At 55.2% G+C, this 23,149-nt stretch carries 21 protein-coding genes; 14 read left to right on the top strand and 7 right to left on the bottom strand.

Features of this window, described 5'->3' with window-relative positions; translation table 11 throughout:
- Nucleotides 1-1,632, bottom strand: coding sequence for a FecR domain-containing protein (locus ABJ205_RS05810; protein ID WP_348156464.1), 1,632 nt, complete (start codon nt 1,630-1,632; stop codon nt 1-3).
- Between the two features lie 204 nt (nt 1,633-1,836).
- Here ABJ205_RS05810 and ABJ205_RS05805 point away from each other — a divergent pair, with 204 nt between their 5' ends.
- Nucleotides 1,837-3,456 (top strand): ShlB/FhaC/HecB family hemolysin secretion/activation protein, encoded by a 1,620-nt coding sequence (locus tag ABJ205_RS05805; protein ID WP_348156467.1) that lies wholly within the window; start codon nt 1,837-1,839, stop codon nt 3,454-3,456.
- Nucleotides 3,457-3,671: 215 nt separating this feature from the next.
- On the opposite strand, the gene ABJ205_RS05800 is transcribed toward ABJ205_RS05805, so the two are convergent.
- Nucleotides 3,672-4,889: a diguanylate cyclase gene (locus ABJ205_RS05800; protein WP_348156469.1), complete on the bottom strand. Its 1,218-nt coding sequence runs from the start codon at nt 4,887-4,889 to the stop codon at nt 3,672-3,674.
- 231 nt (nt 4,890-5,120) lie between these two features.
- On the opposite strand from ABJ205_RS05800, the gene ettA reads away from it, so the two are divergent.
- A complete protein-coding gene (gene ettA, locus ABJ205_RS05795) occupies nt 5,121-6,794 on the top strand; it encodes an energy-dependent translational throttle protein EttA (RefSeq protein WP_348156472.1) in 1,674 nt (557 codons plus the stop codon).
- Nucleotides 6,795-7,046: 252 nt separating this feature from the next.
- Nucleotides 7,047-7,181: a hypothetical protein gene (locus tag ABJ205_RS05790; protein WP_348156475.1), complete on the top strand. Its 135-nt coding sequence runs from the start codon at nt 7,047-7,049 to the stop codon at nt 7,179-7,181.
- Between the two features lie 34 nt (nt 7,182-7,215).
- Here the strand turns inward: ABJ205_RS05790 and ABJ205_RS05785 are convergent, their stop codons facing one another.
- Complete coding sequence (locus tag ABJ205_RS05785; protein ID WP_348156477.1) at nt 7,216-7,548, bottom strand: hypothetical protein; 333 nt, start codon at nt 7,546-7,548, stop codon at nt 7,216-7,218.
- A gap of 206 nt (nt 7,549-7,754) precedes the next feature.
- Between ABJ205_RS05785 and ABJ205_RS05780 the strand changes: the two genes are divergently transcribed.
- Both ABJ205_RS05780 and ABJ205_RS05775 read left to right on the top strand, forming a co-directional pair.
- Nucleotides 7,755-9,038: a GGDEF domain-containing protein gene (locus ABJ205_RS05780; protein ID WP_348156480.1), complete on the top strand. Its 1,284-nt coding sequence runs from the start codon at nt 7,755-7,757 to the stop codon at nt 9,036-9,038.
- 52 nt (nt 9,039-9,090) lie between these two features.
- Nucleotides 9,091-9,585: a hypothetical protein gene (locus ABJ205_RS05775; RefSeq protein ID WP_348156482.1), complete on the top strand. Its 495-nt coding sequence runs from the start codon at nt 9,091-9,093 to the stop codon at nt 9,583-9,585.
- Here the strand turns inward: ABJ205_RS05775 and ABJ205_RS05770 are convergent.
- Nucleotides 9,582-10,166 (bottom strand): pyridoxamine 5'-phosphate oxidase family protein, encoded by a 585-nt coding sequence (locus ABJ205_RS05770; protein ID WP_348156485.1) that lies wholly within the window; start codon nt 10,164-10,166, stop codon nt 9,582-9,584. The two genes, ABJ205_RS05775 and ABJ205_RS05770, sit on opposite strands and share 4 nt — an antisense overlap.
- A 196-nt stretch (nt 10,167-10,362) precedes the next feature.
- Here ABJ205_RS05770 and ABJ205_RS05765 point away from each other — a divergent pair, with 196 nt between their 5' ends.
- Both ABJ205_RS05765 and ABJ205_RS05760 read left to right on the top strand, forming a co-directional pair.
- Nucleotides 10,363-11,427, top strand: a complete 1,065-nt coding sequence (locus ABJ205_RS05765) for an RcnB family protein (protein WP_348156487.1) — start codon at nt 10,363-10,365, stop codon at nt 11,425-11,427.
- Nucleotides 11,428-11,529: 102 nt separating this feature from the next.
- A complete protein-coding gene (locus ABJ205_RS05760; protein ID WP_348510019.1) occupies nt 11,530-12,198 on the top strand; it encodes a 2OG-Fe(II) oxygenase in 669 nt (222 codons plus the stop codon).
- Nucleotides 12,199-12,213: 15 nt separating this feature from the next.
- Here ABJ205_RS05760 and ABJ205_RS05755 read toward each other — a convergent pair whose 3' ends face one another.
- Nucleotides 12,214-13,833, bottom strand: a complete 1,620-nt coding sequence (locus ABJ205_RS05755) for a lysine--tRNA ligase (protein ID WP_348510018.1) — start codon at nt 13,831-13,833, stop codon at nt 12,214-12,216.
- Nucleotides 13,834-14,025: 192 nt separating this feature from the next.
- Between ABJ205_RS05755 and ABJ205_RS05750 the strand changes: the two genes are divergently transcribed.
- From ABJ205_RS05750 to ABJ205_RS05725, 6 genes are all read left to right on the top strand, one after another.
- Nucleotides 14,026-14,400: a hypothetical protein gene (locus tag ABJ205_RS05750; protein ID WP_348158635.1), complete on the top strand. Its 375-nt coding sequence runs from the start codon at nt 14,026-14,028 to the stop codon at nt 14,398-14,400.
- Between the two features lie 36 nt (nt 14,401-14,436).
- Complete coding sequence (locus ABJ205_RS05745; RefSeq protein ID WP_348158636.1) at nt 14,437-15,507, top strand: transporter; 1,071 nt, start codon at nt 14,437-14,439, stop codon at nt 15,505-15,507.
- 364 nt (nt 15,508-15,871) lie between these two features.
- Nucleotides 15,872-18,532 (top strand): ATP-dependent DNA helicase, encoded by a 2,661-nt coding sequence (locus tag ABJ205_RS05740; RefSeq protein ID WP_348158638.1) that lies wholly within the window; start codon nt 15,872-15,874, stop codon nt 18,530-18,532.
- Nucleotides 18,529-19,620, top strand: coding sequence for a helix-turn-helix domain-containing protein (locus ABJ205_RS05735; RefSeq protein ID WP_348158639.1), 1,092 nt, complete (start codon nt 18,529-18,531; stop codon nt 19,618-19,620). Before ABJ205_RS05740 ends, ABJ205_RS05735 begins: the two co-directional genes overlap by 4 nt.
- Nucleotides 19,621-19,727: 107 nt before the next feature.
- Nucleotides 19,728-20,684 (top strand): sterol desaturase family protein, encoded by a 957-nt coding sequence (locus tag ABJ205_RS05730; RefSeq protein WP_348158641.1) that lies wholly within the window; start codon nt 19,728-19,730, stop codon nt 20,682-20,684.
- Between the two features lie 204 nt (nt 20,685-20,888).
- On the top strand, nt 20,889-21,422 hold the full coding sequence (locus ABJ205_RS05725; RefSeq protein WP_348158642.1) for a histidine phosphatase family protein: 534 nt from the start codon (nt 20,889-20,891) through the stop codon (nt 21,420-21,422).
- An 8-nt stretch (nt 21,423-21,430) separates the two neighbouring features.
- Here the strand turns inward: ABJ205_RS05725 and soxR are convergent, their stop codons facing one another.
- A complete protein-coding gene (soxR, locus tag ABJ205_RS05720) occupies nt 21,431-21,928 on the bottom strand; it encodes a redox-sensitive transcriptional activator SoxR (RefSeq protein WP_348158644.1) in 498 nt (165 codons plus the stop codon).
- Between the two features lie 112 nt (nt 21,929-22,040).
- Here soxR and ABJ205_RS05715 point away from each other — a divergent pair, with 112 nt between their 5' ends.
- Entirely contained in the window at nt 22,041-22,442 is a 402-nt protein-coding gene (locus tag ABJ205_RS05715) for a VOC family protein (protein ID WP_348158646.1), read from the top strand.
- A gap of 55 nt (nt 22,443-22,497) precedes the next feature.
- On the opposite strand, the gene ABJ205_RS05710 is transcribed toward ABJ205_RS05715, so the two are convergent.
- Nucleotides 22,498-23,142: an SOS response-associated peptidase family protein gene (locus tag ABJ205_RS05710; RefSeq protein WP_348158648.1), complete on the bottom strand. Its 645-nt coding sequence runs from the start codon at nt 23,140-23,142 to the stop codon at nt 22,498-22,500.
- Between the last annotated feature and the right edge of the window lie 7 nt (nt 23,143-23,149).

Raw genomic sequence — 23,149 nt, 5'->3', positions numbered from 1 at the left:
TTAGCCATTGTCGCGATCTCTGTAATTGTCGTAGGCGTCACGTAGACGATCGAGGAGCCGACGAAAGGGACTTCTATCGTCGACATCGGCGGTTTCGCCCTCGTCCCCGGCTTCAAACTCGTCGCCATCTTCGGCCGCGTCGTCTTCTATAGAATCAAGGTCACCACGCACGCCGTCGGTGCTGGTTTCATCGCCAGTTTCGTCGCTATCATCGTCACCTAGCTCATCGTCCTCAAAAGGTCTTGGTCCGCCAGAGCAATTGGGGACGCCAGCGCAGCTGCCATCGGGTTGATCCTCTGCAAAGACGAGGCCGGAATTGTCTTCATCATCGCCCTCTTCTTCTTCGCCGCCATTGCCGCGGCCAGGATTGTCTGCATCATCCCCATCGTCATTGTTGCCGTGGCCTCTGTTACCGTCGTCATCGTCGTCGACCGGTTCGGGCTCTGGTTCTGGCTCAGGCACAGGTTGCGGTGCTTCAACCGGTTCTGGCTCTGGTTGAGGCTCTGGCTCTGGCTCTGGTTGAGGCTCAGGTTCCGGTTGAGGCTCAGGTTCCGGTTGAGTCTCTGGTTCCGGTTGAGGCTCAGGTTCCGGTTGAGGCTCTGGTTCCGGTTGAGGCTCAGGTTCCGGTTGAGGCTCAGGTTCCGGTTGAGGCTCAGGTTCCGGTTGAGGCTCAGGTTCCGGTTGAGGCTCAGGTTCCGGTTGAGGCTCAGGTTCCGGTTGAGGCTCAGGTGCGGGAATAGACGCCTCTGAATCCGTCAAAGCCGGTTGCACTGCAAACGGGTCTGTGGCCGAAGGTGGTGCGCGCTCCTCTTCTATGATCCCTGCGACCAAGCTATCGACATCCGCCCCAACTTCGCCTGACACCAGTCCGCCAGTGATTTCTTCAAGGTCCGCGCTCTCGCTGCCTACACTCACGTCAATCACAACCGGCCGCGCTGATTCTTCTTGCGGGATCACCGAGACCGTTTCGATCAACGGAGGTGAGTTTTGTGCCGTTAGCGTGTTTGGCCTGCTTGATTGCTGCTTGGAAGGCGTGTTGACTTCGCCGCGTTCCGGAGAATCGATCTGCCGGGAGACATCACCTTCGATGCTGAGCCGAAAGCGGTCGTCCGCCGCAATCATCGCAACTTCGCCTGGGCGAATAAGGTCAACCGCCCCGCCATCCAAAGTCGATGCCTCAACCGCGCCTTCGGTCACTTGCATTGCGGCGCCCGCATCAGAAACGGTGATTGAAAAGGTCGTGCCCTTCACCACCGCCGCAAGATATGGGGTATCCACGCCGAAGTGCGGATCAGCTTGCTTACCGACGTTAAAAATCGCGCTGCCAAAGTCCTGAATGATCTGAATGACGCCGCGCTCACGCTTCTGAGGCGCAATCGTAATGCGTGTGTTCGGACGCACGGTGACAAATTCCTTGCCCCGCACGATGATCGCATTGCCGCCTCGATTTGTGACGATCTGGTTCCCTGCCGAAAGTTGCGCGCCGCGCTCGGCCGGGCGATCGCCTTCAGCTGTGCGAATGAAAACGGGTCCGCGTGTTTCACTCACGGTCCAAGGTCCAGATTGCGCAAGCGCACTGGTACTCGACAAAAGGAGCGACAAAGGCAGCAATGTACGGGGTGAAATCGGCATGAATAGTCTCCTAGGCACCTTGCCCCTAACTAGCGTGCCTGAGTGACCGGTAAGCAAACAAGCTTAACAAGTTCACAGTTTTACAAGAAGTTACAAACATAACAGATTGAACTTTTGACCATTTGTTAGGGGCTCATGCGTTAAAGCCCTTAGGTGGTTCGAAAGAAATCTCACCCAGTACGGGGCTACGTTAGCTTCTGTTTGTTGACGGCACTTTTGTGTCCGGAATTGGCTGCGCAATCGAGCCTCGAACTGGCCAGCCCGCTTCAGCAAGAGACTGACCCTGCCAGATTTCGATCCGGCGAAGAGCCCAGACCGGGCGAAGTCGGATTAGCTGCTGAAACCCCGCGACAAAGCTCTGCTCCAGATGAACTCTATCAGATCAGTTCGATTATCATCTCTGGCAACCAAGCCCTGAGCGACGCCGATTTTGTCGACCTCATCGAAGAATACACGTCGCGGCCACTTTCGAAAGATGACCTTTCGACACTGGCTACACGAATTGCGGTTAGGGCACGCTTTAACGGCTTTATCTTCGCGACAGCCAGCATACCAACCCAGAACCTTGACCTTGGTGTCTTGCGGGTGGCTCTCGATGAGGGGAGGATTGACGAAATCCGCTTGAACGGCGCGCAGGATGCGTCGATTGCACGTCAGCTCCAACCGCTGATTTCTGGGGGACCGGTGACGCAGGCCGCGCTCGAACGGCGCCTTTTGTTGGCCGACGACATTTCCGGCGTTCGCATCCTCGACACGCAATATGAGAAAGAGGGCGAGCGCGGTGTTCTGATCGTAAAGACCCGTCGTTCCAATGCTTCTGCCTATGCCGAGGTCCGCAACAATGGATCGAAGCAAGTTGGCCCAATTCGGGCGCGCATCGATGTCGATTTCAATGGGCTTTTAAGTTCGGCTGATGAAGTAGACATCACAATCGGCACTACGCCTCTGCAACCAAGCGAACTGCAATTTGCCCGCGGCTCATACAAAATTGTGGTCGATGCAAGCGGTTTGGAGCTGGGAGCCCATCTTTCATACTCTCAAACAGAGCCTGGCGCGTTCCTGTCCGAGCGCGACATTGAAGGACGTTTTCTACGCGCCGGCGTCAGCGCGCAATATCCCCTCAAGCGGAGCCGCGACCTTAGCATTTGGGTGGTCGGCGAGTTTGAGGTTACCGACCTTAGACAAGACAGCGAAGGTGGGCTTGCTCGGCGCGACCGAGCCCCAACACTTCGCACGGGGCTATACTCACGGGGCAAACTTGCAGGCGGCCGGTTCAGCGGCAGGCTTATCGCCTCGCGAGGGTTGGATATTCTGTCGGCAACCGACCCTGGCGATCCGCTTGCCTCACGCGATGATGCCTCGGCTCGTTTTAGCAGTATTTATGGGTGGTTTGCATGGCGGCGCACGCTCGCAAATTCGCTTAGCATCGCGCTTGGCGCCCGCGGTCAAGTTACCAGTGCTCCAGTCCTTGCAACAGAAGATATCGGCCTTGGCGGCACGTCGTTCCTCAGGGGATATGACTTCAACGAAAGAACCGGCGACAATGGCATCATGGGTTTTGGGGAGCTGCGATATGACTGGCGCGGTGAAGGCTTTTGGCTGCCTCGCGCGCAAGCTTACGTTTTTGCCGATGGCGGCGTTGTTTCAAATCTCGAAGATGGCTTTGGCAGCGGATCGCTTGCCTCCGCGGGTGGCGGATTGCGGCTTAACCTAACACGCGACCTAGATTTCGACGTGGAAGTTGCGGTTCCCCTAACCGGAGAGCGGCGCGACAGCGAAAGCTCGGGACCATTGGTCAACCTGCGCGTGGGCCAGGCGTTTTAAATCGAAACGACCAAGGGCCTATTACGAAGGTTCTCTAACCTAAAGGATTGAGGCCCCGAGCAGCAAGATGCTCGCAGCTGATGCATACCTCCTTCTCCATAAAAACCGACGCGCGGCCGTCCCACAAGAGACGGCGCTGATCCATCAGAATAACTCCAAACGAGGGTGCAGATTTAAAGGGGAGTACGCTTTGCGAAGCGGTGATCCGCCCCTAATCAGCGTGCTGCTACGCTTTTCAGATCGGGCTGATCCGGCTTTTGGGGCGTTGGAGCAACTGCAAAGCTAGTAGACCGTTCCGCGTTTTCGACACGGTTGCGACCTCTGGATTTTGCTTCGTACAGTGCCTCATCCGCGCGCGCAAAAAGCCGCTCGTAATTCTCATCTGCCACCTGGGTTGCAACGCCAAAGCTCGCAGTCAAACGAATGTCGCAGTTAAGCCCCTCGTGAGAGACTTGCGCGAACGCCTGTCTAATGCGTTCAGCCAGGCGTTCAGCCGGTTCATTGGGACAATTCCAGACCGCAATGCAGAACTCTTCACCGCCGACCCTGCCAGCAGTGTCGCAACCGCGAATCATTTCATTGATAAGCTTGCCAAAACTAGCAATCGCACGGTCGCCGGATTGGTGGCCCCAGATGTCATTGACCTGTTTGAAATGATCGATATCGGCAACCACCAGACTAACCGGAGTGTTCTCCATGTGCGCCTTAGGAAGCAACGTGCGCATTACATCTTCAAATGCCGCGCGGTTGTGAAGCGCTGTTAGTGGATCTTTCTCGCTGCGCTCGCGCAGTGCCCTTGTCCAATCCACCATAGTCGCTCCGATCAAGACCATTGCTCCCAGAATGGACTTCACGCCTAGCGAGAGACCAATGAGCGAATAGTAAAGCGATTGGCGATACTCCTCGGTCGGGATTGTCTGTTCAAACATCACCGTCAAAGATGGCCGGAGGAAGAAGTCCAACGCTTGGAGCGCTGTCGAAAATAGGATCGCGATATCGATCCAGTCGCGGCGCTGCGCGATTAAAAGCGTCACGAAGTTCACCATGAACATACAGCCATAACCGATGTTCAAAAGGATCACACGCGGGCCAACATCGTTGGTGAGAGAAATCGCCAGCGCAAGCACCAGCGCGCTGATCACATAGATTCCCACCAATGTCGGAATATGAGCACGCTGCCCCACCCTTTCACAGGTGGAAATAACGAACAAAGCAGAGCTGATCGAATAGAAAAGCTGAGTTGTGTGGAAAGTATAGATTGCATCGCCGGGCAAAAGGTGGGTCACCAAAAAGCCCATTGCAAAAAACAGATAACCAAAGGCGAAGCCGAGCACATGACGCCTCATACCCGCAACCTTCCAGAACACTGCAAATGTCGCCGCAAACAGCAGCGCCATTAAGGGTGTCAGCATTCCTAAGATTTGAGTTTGCATTCGCGCAAAACCTCCCGGTAGCTCAGAGCTAGGCTAATAAGGTTAACAGTGCCTTTAGAAGAAACCCTCGTAGTGACATTCTTGCATTTTGCGCACAACTTTCTGCAAAATATGGATTTATCCGGACCCAAAGGCGCCTTGTTCCGATGTCTGCTTGCCCCGGACGGCTCACACGCCTATTTGGGCGGCAAAGCTATATTTCATAAATTCTCGATCCAAAGGACCTGCCCCATGGCTGCGCAATACGCTTTCGTAATGAAAGGCATGACCAAGAGCTTTCCAGGCGCTCAAAAGCCGGTGCTCTCAAACATCAACCTGCAATTCTACCAAGGTGCAAAGATCGGTATCGTTGGCCCCAACGGTGCGGGTAAATCAACCCTGATGAAAATCATGGCGGGGATCGACAGCGATTTCTCTGGTGAAGCGTGGGCCGGCGAAAACATCACCGTTGGCTATCTCGCGCAGGAACCCGAGCTTGATCCAACTAAGACGGTGCTTGAAAACGTCAAAGACGGTGCGCGCGCAACCGCTGATTTGGTTGAAGAGTTCAATGCCGTATCCGCGCAAATGGCGGAACCTGATGCGGATTTTGACGCACTTGGCGACAAGATGGCAGAGCTACAGGGCAAGATTGACGCTGTTGATGGGTGGACGCTCGACAACCAGCTGGAAATTGCGATGGAGGCGCTGCGCTGCCCGCCATCGGACAGCCCGGTTGAGAACCTTTCGGGCGGTGAGAAACGCCGCGTGGCTCTTACTCGGCTGCTGATTCAAAAACCTTCAATCCTCCTCTTGGACGAGCCTACCAACCACCTTGATGCAGAAAGCGTTGAGTGGCTGGAAAACCACCTCAAGGAATACGCTGGCGCCGTCCTGATGATCACCCACGATCGCTACTTCCTTGATAACGTAGTGGAATGGATCCTCGAACTCGATCGCGGCACCTACTACCCCTATGAAGGCAATTACTCGACCTATCTCGAGAAGAAGGCCAAGCGTCTTGAGCAGGAAAGCCGGGAGGAAAGCGGCAAGCAAAAAGCCCTTTCCCGAGAATTGGAATGGATCAGGCAAACGCCTTCCGCGCGGCAGGTCAAATCAAAAGCGCGTATCCGCAAATTTGAAGAGCTTCAGGAAGCACAAGCAGGCCGGGCACCTGGCAAAGCGCAAATCGTTATCCAAGTGCCAGAACGCCTTGGCGGCAAGGTGATCGAAGCCAAGAACATTACCAAAGCGTATGGCGACAAGCTATTGTTCGAAAACCTGTCCTTCATGTTGCCACCAGGCGGCATTGTTGGCGTGATTGGGCCCAATGGTGCGGGTAAATCGACGCTTTTCCGCATGATCACGGGCCAAGAAACCCCGGATAGCGGCTCCATTGAAATTGGTGACACTGTGCACCTTGGCTATGTCGATCAATCGCGCGATGACCTGACGGCGACGAACAATGTGTGGGAGGAAATCTCCGACGGGCTCGATTACATGCAGGTCAACGGCCACGACACATCAACCCGTGCATATGTGGGCGCATTCAACTTCAAAGGCGGGGACCAGCAAAAGAACGTCGGCAAATTGTCAGGTGGTGAGCGCAACCGCGTGCATATGGCAAAAATGCTCAAACAAGGCGGCAATGTGTTGCTGCTCGATGAGCCAACCAACGATCTTGATGTTGAGACATTGGGCGCGCTCGAAGACGCGATTGAGAACTTTGCAGGCTGCGCCGTAGTGATCTCGCACGATCGTTTCTTCTTGGACCGCCTCGCGACGCACATTCTCGCGTTTGAAGGCAACAGCCATGTCGAATGGTTCGAAGGCAACTTCGAGGCATATGAGGAAGACAAACGCCGCCGTCTTGGCGATGCAGCGGATCGGCCTACGAGGTTGGCGTATAAGAAGCTGACGCGGTGAGTTTTGTAGAGCGCAGTGCACAACGTGAACGTTGGGCACTGCGCGCTGCATACTTTTTGATTGCTTCGGTCAAAGGGGGATTTTGTCGCTTTTGTAGGTACCATATCTTCGCGTTCCTTTTTGCGTGAAAGGATCGGTGAGTTTCGTTCAGTGGCTCAGGTTCCATCAGTCGGAGGAACAGCGCCAAGCCTTGTACAGGGGATCAATTGGTCAGATCATTGGGCGTACGGAAACCTTGGGATACCCGTGTTTATGATTACCGATTCAGCGCCCTTTAGAAACCCACATTACCACCGCCTAACCGATACGCCGGACACGCTCGACTATCGCAGGCTTGCTCTAGTGGTAGAAGGAATTGAAGGCTCTTTGCGTAAGAGACTGATCTAACCTGCGGTCATTGCAGCGGCTACCGTGTGCGCCCTCACACCCGCAACGCCGCATCCATTGCAGCCCGCGCACTTTCGGTGAGTTCCACATATGTCATCCGATTGTCGGTCTCATGCGCAACCCGGCGAACCGCGCCCTTTTTTTGTAGAGCTTCGAGGTAACGAAGGGTCGTAGTCGGTGCGATCCCGCCCGACAAACCTAACACTGAAACCGTCACCGATTTGCCCTTATTGCCCGCTTCATAAAGCTCAAGCATCAAAGCAACCTCAGGCTTCAAACATGTGGTCAACCCAAGCGCGTCCGCAAGCACAGCGTCGCACTCTCGAAAGTCCGGCACAGAAATAGAGCAATTGACTGAATTCGGCATACCCACAGGCAAACCACTCTCCGATAAAGGGTGCAGGGAACGACTTCGCAGCACTTCAAAAAATCGGCTGCTAATGCGGGCAGCTTTCGATCAGACAACTGATTAGCTAGTCAAAAAAAGGGAGCAAGTCTCTTGCCAGTTTTCCCTAACCCCAAATTAACTCTCCATTTTTAAAATCGCTCTTCGATTCACGGGGATTTCAAACTTTGCGCGAGCTGTTGCTCTTTCTTTCAACACCGTTGTTGACCTTGATATTTGCGACCGCGTTCCTTGTGATCTGGGTGCGCGATAGGCGCCGCCATGAGAATCTTGCGCTTAGCATTGGCTGGCTCATGATGACCTCGGGTTTTTCCATTTCCCTTTTCAGCCCGGATCATTGGGGCCGTGCAATACCGGCGGTCACTCATGTTCCATACACGCTGTCAGCGGTCGCGATGTCATGGGGAATTCTGACCCGCATCGGGGTCAAACCGCCGCTCGTTACGCAACTGTGGATCGCGACTACCGGCTTTGCCACAATGATGCTGGCGCAAAATGTCGGCAATTCGATTGTGACGGATATCTACATCACCAATTTGGCCTGCGGAGTAATGATAACGCTCACCACGCAGCTGTTTGCGCAATCAGCAGGCCGTGACTTGGTTGAGCGTTTCCTTCTTGTGATGCTCATTCTGACTGCCGCTCAATTCTTTATCAGGCCGATTGTCTCTTTCATGTTTGATGGCCCAATTGCAGCAGAAACATACCGGCAGAGCACCTACTATTTCTTGTTCAATTGGGTCTTTGCCTGTGGTTCAGTATTGTTTGGGCTCGCTCAGATTTCTGGCGCCGTAAAAGATCAAGTGACCGCGCTGCACCACAAAACCTCTCGCGATGACCTTTCGGGTCTACTTATCCGCGGTGAGTTTGAAGCACAGGTCGAATCCGCCCTTGCCAAAGCCAATGTTGAAGACATCAACACCGCGCTTGTCATTGGCGATATCGACCACTTCAAACAAGTGAACGATATCTGGGGTCACCAGACTGGCGATGGCGCTATTGCTGCCTTTGGCGAAATGGTTGCGGCTATGATCCGGTCTAGCGATATTGCCGGCCGGGTTGGCGGCGAGGAATTTTGCATTCTCATATGGGACGCAGACGAGGATATCGCAGCAGGCCTTGCAGAACGCTTGCGCATTCGCACCAATTCGCTCGAGATTGGGAACAACACGCTTGACGTGCGATTAACAGCCAGCTTCGGCGTCGCACAGCAAGAAAAAGGCGAAGGGTACCGCACACTTTTCGCAAGGGCTGACAGCGCGCTTTACGCGTCCAAACAGGCTGGACGAAACTGCGTCAGCCGAGCAGACGTGACCGCAACAGAAAATTCTTCAGCTGAGGCGCTGCGCTCGCCCCAATCGCAACGCATCGCCCCGCAGAGTGCCGAATTCCCGACAAAGATCAGCCTTAACGATGATTTAACGCCCAGTGGTGAAAGATACGCTGGTTAGTTGAGTTTCAGATCGAGCGTGGGGACGAGCGATGCCATATGAGGGGGCAAATTTGGAAAGTTTGGTTGCAGCAATAAGCGCCCTTAATCCGGTCCTTGCTCTTATTGGCGGGATCGTGATTGGCGTTTGCATCACCCTTGGCTTTAAACACTGGTCGCTCAAGCCGCGCCGGAACGCCGATCCCCTATCAAGCCTTTTTGCAAGAGGCACTCTGGATAGTCAGCTATCGCAAATCGCAGACCCTGACGCTTTGTCCGAGCGCAAGGATAGAGCAGCTTCTGCTTTCAGAGCAAAGATGTTTGCACGCCGCGCCGCGCATACCTCTGACAAAGCCGATGTGCCTCCTCACCATGCGGAACGCTTTGATCATGCCGCTGTCCTTGCGCATGTGGCCAAGGTAATGCGCGCCGGTACGGAATTGGACACAAATGAAGTAGATGCCTCTACGGAACAGGAAATTGCGGAATCCAGCCCATGGGAAGAGGTGCTTATGCTCCCTCCCCCTTCGCATTCTGCGGGCAAAGACGGCGTTGCCAAAGCCGCTTAAGGGGAAACCCAGCGCCCTTGCCATTCCCCCTGATCACCCTTTGTGAATTGGGCCCTCATATGGCCTGTGTATGCGAGATAGAACCAATCTAACTCGGTCAGCTCCACCAATAATACAGCGAAATTCTGACGCGCAGGGGCCAATTGGGAATCGGTCGGCTCTGGCCCTTCAAATTCGGCAGGAAGGCCCGATATTGGCGTCTCGCTGACCGTTCCAGGCCCTTCTCCCAGGTAACAACGACGCGCAAAATTGTCCCCTGCGTCCCATGCAGCATCGCTTACAGGGTCATCGCGCAGGACCCGGCCTATACCTTTTACGCGGATCTGTATCTTTGACGGCTGGTCATAAAATAGAGCCGCCATGCGCGGGTCGGCTTCAATTGCTGCCACTTTGGGGGCACGGGCATCTGTATGAAAGCGCAAGGACCACGCAGCGGCGTCGAATTCACGCAGGACCATACCGCGTACATCCACATCACTTGTGACCACCGCTGACACATGCATAGGGGAGCCGCGATCTTGTGCTGCGCTGTTCAAACGCTGCTTTAGGTCTGATTTTACATCGGAGAGTGTTTCGAACATGGCCACAGGCCATTGAGGCTTTAACACGTCCGGTCAAGGTGTTCATCTAAACTATCTCGAACATGAACGTAGACCCAAGCGAGTGGTTAAGCTTGGGCTCAGCGACTCAGCTCTAAAAGGATCACATCGAGACATTTAGAAGGCTCGAGAAGACAAGGCCGTAAGTGGTGGGGCGGCGACACTGAAAGGCAAAATCATGGATTTAACGCAACTTTTGCGAGGAAGCGCTTTATCGGCCTTGGCCATAACGCTTGTGTTTGTTGCACCGGCTGAGGAAGCGCAGGCAGGAGTGCTTGAGTTCTCAGCTGCGGCGACACAACCAGATAGAGCGGACCGACGCAGTAATAGGAGCGCCAATCGCGGGCAGCGCCGCGCCAATAGGCAGAGCAATCGCCAAGAACGAGGCACGAACCGTTCCGAGCAGCGCAGTGAGAGCCGCTCAAATCGCCAAGAAAACCGTACTACGCAGCAGCGCGCAAACCGTGTTGAACGTAGCAGCGAAGGCCGCGCAGACCGGGTAGAACGCCGGAGCGAGCGTCGCAGTGACCGCGTTGAACGCCGTGGTGATCGCAGGGCTGATAGTTTGAATCGGCGCGGTAATAGCCGCGCAGCAAACCGCGTTGAACGTAACACTGAGCGCCGCTCAGACCGGGTAGAACGCCGGGGCGACCACAGAGCTGACCGTGTTGAACGCCGAGGTGACCGGCGGTCAGATCGGGTCCGCAATGGCCGGCTTACTGATCGCCGTGACACACGCCGGGTAAGTCGCACTGAACGCGCAGGTTTCCGTGATGGCGTCCGTTCTGGCCGGCGTGCTGTAGGCAGGGCCGATCGCCGGACCGACCGCCGCCTTCGCAATAATCGCGGTTTTTATCGCAGCGATCGCGGCTGGCGTGACCGCAGGTTTGCATATGGTCGCGGCTCTCGCAATGCTCGCCGTGACTTCCGCAGTTGGAACCGTCGTAGCTGGCGCAATGACCGCCGCTTTGGGTGGAGAAGCTGGCGCGGATCAAACAGCAGCATCTTCCGTCTAGGCCGTTATTACTCGCCCTTCTATGGGCACAGCTATAGCCGTCTGAGTGTTGGGTTTTATCTCGACAACCTGTTCTTTGGACAGCGGTATTGGATCAACGACCCATACTCTTATCGTCTCCCACCCGTTTACGGCCCCTATCGTTGGGTACGCTATTACGACGATGTTGTTCTGGTCGATGTCTACACTGGCGAAGTGGTCGATGTGATCCACGACTTCTTCTGGTAAATACCCGAAATCACTTAGGTGCAAGTGGGATGGAAGACCCTCGAAGGAGTTTATCCTTCGGGGGTTTTCTTTGGCAGAGGGTCGGTGCTACTCGTGGCCTCTATGGCGAAAAAGCAGCACATACCTGACCAAGACGCATTAAGGCGCATGGGCACCAAAGTACGCGAGCGGTTGGCCGCCAACCCACAAGCCTATCAAATTGAATCTGACAAGGCCGAACTCTTCGCAATCGGAGACTTTTTGACACCCGCCGAATGTCAGCGGTTATGCCTGATGGTGGACGATACCGCCCGCCCCTCGTCCTTGCACGAGGTCGCCTATGACAGCGGTTTTCGCACCTCCTATTCAGGAGACCTCAATCCGCATGATAGCTTCGTCAAAGAGATCAGTCAGCGCATTGATGACGTTCTTGGAGTCAATTCCATCGTAGGCGAACCTATCCAAGGTCAAAGGTACGCACTTGGGCAAGAATTCAAGCCGCATAATGACTGGTTCTACACCAGCGAGAAATACTGGCTTGGTGAAAGGAAACGCGGCGGTCAACGCAGCTGGACTGCGATGGTTTTCCTAAATGATGTTGAACAAGGTGGAGAGACCCACTTCACAGATATCGGCATTAAGGTTGAGCCCAAGACCGGCGTATTATTGATCTGGAATAATGCCCTACCCGATGGCAGCCCGAATGAAGGCACCATTCACGCGGGCACGCCCGTCCTTAAAGGCACGAAATACATCATCACCAAATGGTACCGAACGCGCGCTTGGAAGTGATTTGAACGAAGGCAATTACGCCTTCGCCAAAGCATCCTCGATTAGCTTGCGCGTGGGCTCGACACCGTAAAGCGCGATAAAGCTACCCATGCGCGGACCTTGTTCTGACCCAAGCAGCGTTTCGTAAAGCGCCCTGAACCAATCGCGAAGATTCTCAAAGCCATAGGCTTCGTTCTTACCAATCTCATAGACCATGGTTTGCAATATCTCGGCGTCTGCATCGCTCGCCGCCTCGGCAAGTCTTGCATCAAGGTCACGAAGAGCCTCAACCTCGCCGCCAGCTGGCGCACGTTTCTTCAAAGTCGGCACGATAAAGTCCCGGGTGTAGGTGACAGCTGCCTCAATCATCCGCTCAAGATCGGCATTCTTCTCGGTCTCACCCAGATAGCTCGCAACATATCCAGCCAAATTCTCAGCGGTAGCCTCTGCACCAAGAACACTAGCAAGGTTGAGAAGCAGTCCAAAACTAACCGGAACTGTGTCGCCTGCACCGGGCGCCTCAGGCGTTGCAAGCGAGTGGTTCGCCCGCAGCAAGTGCCAAGCCGGATTGCCCAATTGTTTGTCCAGCGGCTGGTCCGCCAAACGCTCACGGAATTGCCAATAATCATCGACCGCACGCGGGATCACGCCGGTGTGAAGCTGTTTCGCGCTTTTGGGATTGGGGAAGATGTAGAAGCCAAGGCTCTCTTCGGTCCCGTACTCAAGCCACTGTTCAATCGTCAGGCCATTGCCTTTCGACTTGGAGATTTTTTCGCCCTTCTCATCGAGGAAGAGCTCATAAATCAGGCCTTCAGGCTTATTCCCGCCAAGGACGCGCGCAATCTTGCCCGATTGGACGCCGGTGTCGGTCAAATCCTTGCCGTACATCTCATAATCAACGCCCAGCGCCACCCAGCGCATAGCAAAGTCGACCTTCCATTGCAGCTTCGATTGCCCGCCAAGAGCGCTTTGCTCAATCACTTCGCCGTCTTCATCGGTGAACCGAATGGTGCCAGCGTCCGCATCGACTACCTCGACCGGAACTTGCAGCACGACGCCCGTCTTTGGCGAGATCGGCATGATCGGCGAATAGGTCGCCGCACGCTCTGCACGCAAGGTGGGCAGCATGATGTCGAGGATTGCTTGGTTATTACGAAGGACGTTCTTTAGCGCATCGTCAAACGCGCCAGTATTATAACGGGTGGAGCTAGCGATAAACTCATACTCGAACCCAAACCGGTCGAGGAATTCGCGCAGCATCGCATTGTTGTGCGCGCTGAAACTTTCGTACTTTTCAAACGGATCGGGAATGCGGCTAAGGGGCTTTCCAAGGTGTTCTGTCAGCATCGCTTGGTTGGGCAGGTTGCTGGGCACTTTACGAAGGCCGTCCATATCATCGCTAAACGCGACGAGGCGCGTGGGCTCCCCCGTCAATGCCTCATAAGCGCGGCGTACAAAGGTCGTGCGAAGGACCTCTTGAAACGTGCCGATATGCGGCAGACCCGATGGACCATAGCCTGTCTCAAACAGCACAGGCGCACCGTCCGGTTTGCCCTTACCGCCTTTGCCGTGCAGGCGTTTATGCAGACGCTGAGCCTCCTGAAAAGGCCAGGCTTTGGAAGAACGTGCGGCATCGGTGAGTGTGTTGTCAGTCATAGGATGGGCGCATATCGGCATGGCGCGCGCGTGTGAAGCAAATTTGTGCATGCGCGAACGGTGTTCGCCAACATTGGTTTGAACGGGTCACGCAAGGCGTTCATCGACGATCCCATTAAATGCAAGGTGTGTGTCCTCATTCGCACTTGCAAAAAAGGGGCGCACTTAGGTAGCGGCCTTGTCAAAGATGCGATGACGAAAAACAATCATCCTTTCCTGCTGACCGTCATGCTGCTCGCCTTTGCTGTGCGGGTCGCCTTTGGTGCACCGTGCTGCCTCCCACCGCTTAATACCGAGCCGGTCCAAGCATCAGCGATAGAGCATGAAGTCTACGCCCATGACGGCGCTCATCAAAGCCATGATGAAACATCGCATGAAGGGCATGCCGATGGCCCAAACGCGCAGCCTTGCTGTTCTGCTTGTGGTTCAAGCCTTCCAGCTGAGTCTGTCGTTGTTGACGTCCCGCAAACGCAGCGCTCTCTTCCCGAGCCAGAGCCCGTTCGCGCTCTAAAAACGCGTCCTCCATTCCCCGCCTATGATGCAAGAGGTCCGCCACTCCTGATCTGAAATCACACATTCTCAGGTCCTTAGGAGTACTAATCAATGAAACCGTTTAACGTTGCGGGCAGTCTGCTCGCGCTTACTTGCGTCTTGTCTGGCGCCGTCCCCGCTGCTGCGGATGAAGGTCATATCAACGCGCTTGACCACGCCCCAATCGGAGTGATGGGCGATCACCGCCATGCCAAAGGCGAATGGATGGTGAGTTATCGCCTCATGCATATGGACATGGGCGGCATTCAAATCGGGACTGACAACGTCACGCCCGAAACTGTCGCGACAACCATACCCAATCGCTTTGCAGGCGCTCCCGGCCAACCGCCGACCTTGCGCATTGTGCCAACTGACATGCGCATGGACATGCATATGGCCGGTGTGATGTACGGGCTTTCGGACCAAGTCACCTTGATGGTGATGGCAAATTATTGGTCGAAAGAGATGGAACACATCACGTTCCAAGGCGGCATGGGCACCAATCAATTGGGAACTTTCCGCACCAGCGCGGCTGGCTTTGGCGACACGAAGGTCGCAGCATTGATAGGGATTACCGACAATATTCATATCAACGCCGGGCTTTCGCTTCCCACAGGCTCAAACACGCAGACCGATGATATTCTAACACCAATGGGCACCACTGCGACTGTCCGCCTACCTTACCCAATGCAATTGGGTTCGGGCACTTTCGATCTAGAGCCGGGGATTACTTACCGCGATCAGAACGATGCCTTTGGATGGGGCGCGCAGATCAGAGGCACTGTGCGCCTGGGCGAAAACGACGAAGGCTATTCCTACGGCAACCGCGCATCTGCGACGGTTTGGGTAGCCGCCTCGCTTGTTGAAGGTGTTGCGCTTTCAGGTCGCTTACAAACAGAAACCATCGGGCGAGTTGACGGGATTGATCCCTTGATCGCTGGCCCTGTCCAAACCGCCAATCCCGATTTTCAAGGGGGAGAGAGTTTAACCGGACTTGTTGGAGTGAATTTTGCTGCGACCGGTGGCACACTAAAAGGATGGCGGCTCGGCATCGAAGGCGGTATCCCAATTGTCCAAGATCTCAATGGCCCACAAATGCCAACCGACTACTCACTCACTGTCGGAGTTCAGAAGAGTTTCTGACCAAACTTTGCCGCCCGGGAATGTAACCTTTCGGGCGGCAATACCGAATTTTCAAATGCGGGTCTCCATGATGCGTCCTTGCTTCGCCTTGGGCGTTCACCCGTAGGGTCGCAAGGGAGGGGCGGCTTGGCATCCGATCTCGGGACTGAGATGCCAGGTCGTCCCTCTTTTTCAAGCTTCGAGAGGCAAAGCCACAGTTGTCTGCCCTTGAGGCGTTTACAACGGCCCCTTGCCCCGCCATCAAATTGGCACCGTGAGCGAACCATCCCCCCTCCCCCTTCCCGCGCTTCATGCCAGCCATTCTGGCAATTGGCTTCGTGCAACTAATGGGTCGACTAAAGCCGTGTCCAAAGGGGATGCAATTATGGCGGCGGCGGATACGCCCGTACTGCTTTTAAATGCGCCACTCGTCGCCAACCGGCTGGGTTATCCAGATTTGTCTGGGCTCGATCTGCTTGAGCTTTTCGCCTTCGTACATCCGGCACGTTTTTGCGTGCCGACACCGCGCGGGCTTGCGTCTGCCTTGGGCTTGGATGAGCCAGAGGGCGATGAGGCGGTCCCTGCCTTCCTGCAAAAGGCTGCGGGCGCGCTGGCTGAGGCTTGCGAGGATCCGGAATGGTTCGAACGCGCCGGCGCTTGGTCTTCACTTCAGTCGTTGGAGAAGCTTCGCTGGCCTTGGGCACAGGTTATCAAACCGCACATCGCACGGCCGGAAAAAGCAGAACGCTGGCTATTTTCAGCATTGCCCGAATGGGAAGAAGCCGGTGAACGCGGGCCGCCACGTCAAGTGGATTTGCCGTCCGCGGATGTGCTGGCAAAGCTTGATGAGCTAACCGGTGAGGCCGCTGAACGGCGCGAGGGTCAACGAGATTATTCCAGCGACGTTGCCAAGATATTTGCTCCACGTCAGCGCAGCGAGTTACCGCATGTCGCATTGGCGCAGGCGGGCACAGGTATTGGCAAAACACTTGGCTATCTCGCACCCTCTTCGCTTTGGGCTACGCAGTCAGGCGGAACTGTTTGGGTCTCGACCTTCACCAAGAACCTTCAGCGGCAATTGCGTACAGAAAGCAGGCGAGCGTGGCCGATGAAACGCCCAGATGGAACGCCGCCTGTTGTGGTGCGCAAGGGCCGCGAGAATTACCTTTGCCTCCTCAATCTCGAAGACGCATTGCAAGGTGGCTTTGCTGGACGCCCTGCGATCCTTGCGCAATTGGTCGCGCGCTGGGCGAGCTTTTCCCGCGATGGAGATATGATCGGCGGGGATTTGCCTGGATGGTTGGGTACTCTGTTCCGCAAACGCGGGATTGCAGCACTCACCGATCAGCGTGGTGAATGCGTCTATGCCGGATGCCCACATTACCGGAAGTGTTTTATCGAACGTGCAGCAAGAGACAGCGCGCAAGCCGATCTTGTAATCGCCAACCATGCATTAGTGATGGTGAATGCAGCCCGTGGCAGAGACCACGCACAGCGTCCCACCCGAGTTATCTTCGATGAGGGTCATCACGTTTTTGAGGCCGCGGATTCGACCTTTGCCGCGACCATTTCCGGGCAAGAGGCAATCGAACTCAGACGCTGGATCATGGGACCAGAGCGCAAGAACCGCGGACGAAGACGCGGACTTTCTGCACGGCTCGCCGATGTGGCGTCCTATGATGAAGAAGGCGGCGAAGCGATTGAACAGGCCTGCGAAAATGCCTCCGCCCTTCCCAGCGAAGGTTGGCTCCAGCGGCTTCATGAAAACGAACCCTCTGGACCAGCAGAGGCTTTGTTATCGGCAGTGCGCACCGTCACCTATGCACGCGATGAAACGGGGCAAGAGGCAGGTTACGGTATAGAGACCGAGGCCAGCGGTCTGCCCGGTGACGTGATAGAGGCTGCCAATACTGCTGCCGAAGCGTTGGCAAGCGTTCGGACGCCTTTAATGCGTCTGGGTGCGCGGCTCGAAGCGGTAATGGCAGACCCGCCAGATTGGCTTGACGGACAAGGCCGAGCACGGATTGAGGGGGCACGTTTCTCACTTGCGTGGCGGGCGGATCTACTGGCTGCTTGGGAATCGCTATTGGTGAGGCTCGGGGGCCCAGCAGATCCGGAATTTGTCGATTGGCTTGCCGTGGATCGTTCTGATGCGCGCGAGTTTGACGTGGCGATCCACCGCCGCTGGCTTGACCCGATGAAACCCTTTGCCAAAGCAGTGCTTGAACCTGCTCACGGCGTCATGCTCACCAGCGCGACACTGACCGATCGCGTTGGCGCGGAAGCAGGCGACCAGTGGGAAAGTGCTATCGCTCGCTCCGGCGCTGCACATATTGAAAGCCAGCCACTCCTCACCGCGGCTCAAAGCCCCTTCGACTATGCCAAACGCGCCGAAGTCTTGATTGTCACCGATGTGAAAAAGGGCGATCTCCCCGGACTTGCAGGCGCCTATGCAAGGCTCATTGAGGCAAGCGAAGGAGGCGTCCTTGGCCTGTTCACGGCCATTCGGCGGATGCGTGCCGTCCATGGCCGCATTGCCGACAGATTGGCGCGCGAAGGTCTCCCGCTTTACGCGCAGCATGTGGACCCGATCGATACGGGCACGCTTGTCGATATCTTCCGCGATGATCCGCGCTCGAGCCTGCTAGGCACCGATGCGTTGCGCGACGGTGTAGACGTTCCCGGCCGCTCGCTTCGCTGTGTGGTACTAGAGGCCGTACCGTGGCCCCGCCCTGACATTCTGCATAAGGCGCGCCGCGCAGCAAACGGCGGTTCTTCCCATGATGATCGTATCATCCGCGCCAGGCTTGCACAGGCATTTGGGCGCCTCATCAGAAACAAGGATGACGCAGGCCATTTCGTTGTGCTTTCCTCTGCGTTTCCCTCACGGCTTCTCTCCGCGTTTCCCGAAGGCACGATGGTGCGCCGGGTAACTCTGGACGAAGCGCTTGAAAGGGTTAGCGGCGGTCTTATCGGCGAAGACAAGCCGAAAGTCGATCAGAACACTGGAATCTTAGACGATAATATCCCAGATAGTTTCGCATGATTGAGCAATGGGACTATTTGATCCGGTTGATTTCCATCGGCAGCGGTTTGACGCTGATCGCGATGGTGGTCGCAAGCGAAGTGCGCCTTTCCGTGCGGGTCCCGTTGATAGGGATGTTGGTTGGCTCGATCAGCTACGTGCTTAATTCTTCCTTGCTTACACCATCCAATAGCCTGCTGGAGCCATGGCTCATCTTTGTATCACTGTCGACGCCGTTTTGGATATGGCTTTTTGGCCGCCGGTTGTTTGAACGCGAACCAGAACGTCGAATCATGCTGAGCGTGATAACTGTGATGGTCTTTGGTTGGTTTTTGCGGAGTTTCGTGCCCTTCGCTGTAAGCGGCGGCTTTATCATAATCCAGCTGGTCTCGCTTGCCTTGGTAGTCGACCTTGTACGTGTCGGAGTTTTCGAACGCGACGATGATCTCGTGGAGGATCGGCGCGTAGTTCGCCTGTGGCTCCCTTTGCTCGCCGCACTGCAGGCTGGGCAAATTCTATCTGTCGAGATGCTCGAGCTCATTTCGGTTGTTGACGTCAAGCGTCCAGCCCTTTCTTTGCTGAACTCCATTGTCATCCTTATGCTCATGCTTTTTGCAAGTCTCTCGTTGTTTCGCACCAATCGCGAATTGCTTCCTCGAAGGGATGAACAACAAAGTACTGCGGGTGATGATGACCTAATCCCTGAACTGGACCTCTCGCCATCGGAAAAAGTGCTTCACGACAAGCTTGCCGCTGCAATGAGTGAGGGTGCCTACAATGCGCCCGGTCTGACTATTGCGGCACTTGCCGATCAACTCGATACACCTCCCCATCGCCTTCGCGCGCTTATCAATAGCCGCCTTGGCCATCGCAATTTTAGCGCATTCTTAAACCGATACCGGATCGCGGAGGCGCAAAGAATGCTGTCATCTGGCGAACATGTTGATTTGCCTGTGCTCACAATCGCAATGGATTTGGGGTACAATTCCCTTCCCCCATTCAACCGGGCATTTCGCGAACTCACCGGCTCCTCTCCAAGTGAATTTCGCAAGCGTGCCTTTGCTGGAAATCCGGTTCGGCCCGAGATCAGCAAATCTGATCAAAACTGAAAACACATGCTCAATTTTGAAATTGAGCGGGATTGTGTAAAGCTGCTGGGACTTGAGGGTCAGTATCGTGCAGTCAATATGCCGACCAAGCGAATGGGAGCTTTTGCATGACGACGCCGACCACCCTTACAGCTGCTGAGCAGGCCAGCACACCGACGTTCCAATACGCCGTTGCCCGTGTCTCTGAACACTTTGCAAATGTGCTATATTTCGATCTTGGGCGGTATCTGATCGCGGCGGGCGCGCTCACCGTGTTTCTCCTCGTGTTTCGCAGCTGGTCAGATGCACGGCGCATTCAGCGCAAACGCTCCGCATCACGCAAAGACTATATTCGGGAAGTTCTTTCATCATTCCGGACGGTTCTGGTGTTCGCCTTTGTGACACTAATCACTTTAGTGGGACGCGAGCTTGGCCTGATTGAGTTCAAGTTGGATAGCGCGCCGCTTTTCACGATCGCATGGCAATTTGCTCTGATCGTGCTGGTTCATGATGCCTATTTCTATTGGATCCACCGGGCGATGCATACCAAGGCATTGTTCAAGATCGCTCATCTGCACCATCATAAATCGCGGACGCCTACACCGTGGACTGCTTACAGTTTCGCGACGTTGGAAGCCGTAGTCGAAGCCATCTACATGCCGATTTTCCTGATCGTGACCAGTGCGATCGGCATTCAATATGCTGGCCTCGCGATCCTATTCTTCCTTTGGCACATGATCATCCGCAATGTGATGGCCCATGCTGGCAGCGAGCTTTTTCCGGCAGGCTGGGTAGACAACCCGCTCACGAGTTGGATCAGCACCACCACGCACCATGATCTACATCATTCGTCCGGCTACAATTACGGGTTCTACTTCACATTTTGGGACAGGATGATGGGGACAGAGCACCCACGATATGCCGAAGAATTCCGCAAAAACGCTAAGCCTCTGTTTGGCAAAAGGCGTTTGCCTCAATTGGCACGGACCAAGGCGGAGAACATCAGCGTTATCCTTGCTGCTATGCTCGCCGCAGCGACTACGATGCACGGTTTACTTTTAGCCGCCGATCCCAGCTTTGTCTGATTAGCCCGGTTCAAAACAGATTTTGTTTTGCGGGTCGGGGCTCTCCTCGTGACCTCGACCTCAAAAACGGCAGTCTTCGCGATTCTGCACTTCCCCGCGGCATACAGCCCACAGGCAAAATCGTGAGACTGCCGCATTCCATTTGGCCTCAAGTCGTGGCATGAAGAATCCTTCACTTCGCCGACATGCTTTGGGGACCGCCACTTGGCAAAACTATTGGGAATACTGCGCCACGCAAAATCCGATTGGAGCGATGGGGCAAGCCGCGACTTTGATCGCGGCTTGAACGAGCGCGGGCGCAATGGCGCGGTGGTAATGGGTGACCATATTCGCGAAGATGGGCAAGTGTGGGATAAAGTCATCGCCAGCCCCGCGCAGCGCGTAAAAGCAACCTTCGACGTTGGCCTGCCTGAGATGGACCTTACGTTTGATGACCGGCTATATTTGGCGAGCCCCGATACGATTTTTGAAGTTGTGCAGGAGCATGGCGGAGACGCCGATGCGGTCCTGATCTCAGGCCATAATCCAGGGCTTTATGAAACTGTGCTTGAACTGGTCTCACCTTCGAATGAGAATGATCTATTCAAAGAGCTAATCATCAAATTTCCGACCGGCTCTTTTGCAATTGTTGAGTGCAATATCGAAAGCTGGGCAGACCTAAAAAAGTTCACGGGCAAATTGGTCCATTTCAAGCGCCCGCGTGATCTTGATCCGGCACTCGGCCCCGGAGACCATTGAGACTGCGTTTATGCAGGCGGCGGTTCAGCCTCCAGTGCGTCCGTTAGGATTTGGCGAGGCCCCGGGCCCTCTTGGCCAAGCCTGTCATCCGGATTGTAAATTGCGCATTTCTTAAGGCTGAGACACCCACACCCAATGCACCCATCAAGCCGGTCGCGGGTGCGTTCCAACGCTGCAATCTGCGCGTCAATCGAAGCCCTGATCGCTTTACTAATTCGCTGCCAATCCTTGGCCGTGGGCGTTCGCCCATGGGGCAGGTCACGCATTACCCATTGAATTTGCGCGAGGCTCAACCCCAGCTTTTGCGCGATGAGAATGAAGCTAACGCGCCTGATGTCTGACCGCAGAAATCGACGCTGATTACCACCAGTTCGGATCGGCTCCAGCAAGCCTTTATCTTCATAAAAGCGGATAGCGGAGACGGTTTGCCCTGTGCGGCGTGACATCTCACCGATCGGGATCAGGTCCCTATGGGATAAACGATTCTGGGAGGGTGTTTTAGTCATACCTACCCATAGCAAACGAATAGCTTGATCTCAAGTTAGGTTGAGGTTGCATGATTGTCCTACATTGTGATTCGCAGTTGGATCACGCTCTTGCAAAAAAGGAGAAATACCAATGGCCTTAGGACGAATTGAACATGCAAATCTCACTGTGACGAACCCTGAAAGGAGCGCTGAGCTGTTCAAAAATCTGCTCGGTTGGGAAGAGCGTTGGCGCGGCGAATCCCAATTGGGGGGCAACACCATTCATGTCGGCGCACCTGGAAACGGGGCCAACTATATGGCGCTATACACCAATGAAGAGGTTCACTCCGAAGCAGGGCGACGCCACACAAAGGGGCAACCACTCAACCATGTCGGATTGCTTGTTGATGATCTGGCGGCGGCAGAAACTGTTGTTATTCAAGCCGGTTTAGAGCCCACGAGCCACGGCAACTACGACCCGGGTCAGCGTTTCTACTTCGTCGACTGGGACGGGATTGAATTTGAAGTAATCAGCTATGAGGGAGACGCGTGATGAATGAGATCATACCCCGCGAACCCATGTTTGCAGATCGGTCAGACGCCGGAACTCACAAAAGACCGTTTGTACCCGCGCTGCCACGTGTCCATGCTTCGTCTGTTGCATCAATCGTGATGGCATTATCCCAAGGTTGGCAAAGGGCCTTTGCCTCATCGGGCGAGCCCAAAATCCATCGCCGATAGTCCCCTTGCGCAAGGATTACTGGCATTCGGTTATGGACGCTTTCAGCCGCTGAGCCTGCACTGTTTGTCATAACCATTGAGTAGCAGGTCCCAAACTCCTCGCTCTTTCGCCAAACACCGGCGCAGGCAAAGGTTTCGGCATCAGGGAGCGAGAGCCATGTTCGGGTTTTTGCTCCCTTCGGCCCTTGCGCCTCTGCCCATGCAGTGAGCGGTATAAGGCACCGTCGCCGCTCAAAAGACGAACGCCAGAAAAACCCATCGAGTTTGTCTGTGCGGGCGTTGTTGACAGGTTTGGGCTTGAGCGGTTGACCATCCTTGCCCTTCATTACGAGAGGGAACCCCCAACTCATCGTGCCGACTTGGTATGCCCCTGCAGCATTAGCCGCCACGACCAATCCCGGATAACCGGGGTAGACCTCCTCACCAAAGTTCGCAGGTGGACCTACGTCAGTTGCATCGAACAGTTTTGCAATCTCATCTTGAGTTTTTGTCATGCGATAGAGGTTGCACATCGCGCGT

Origin of the sequence: Erythrobacter sp. (assembly GCF_039988855.1) — a bacterium.
In the GTDB taxonomy this organism is placed as follows: domain Bacteria; phylum Pseudomonadota; class Alphaproteobacteria; order Sphingomonadales; family Sphingomonadaceae; genus Erythrobacter.
This window is presented reverse-complemented; position numbering and strand designations above follow the sequence as displayed.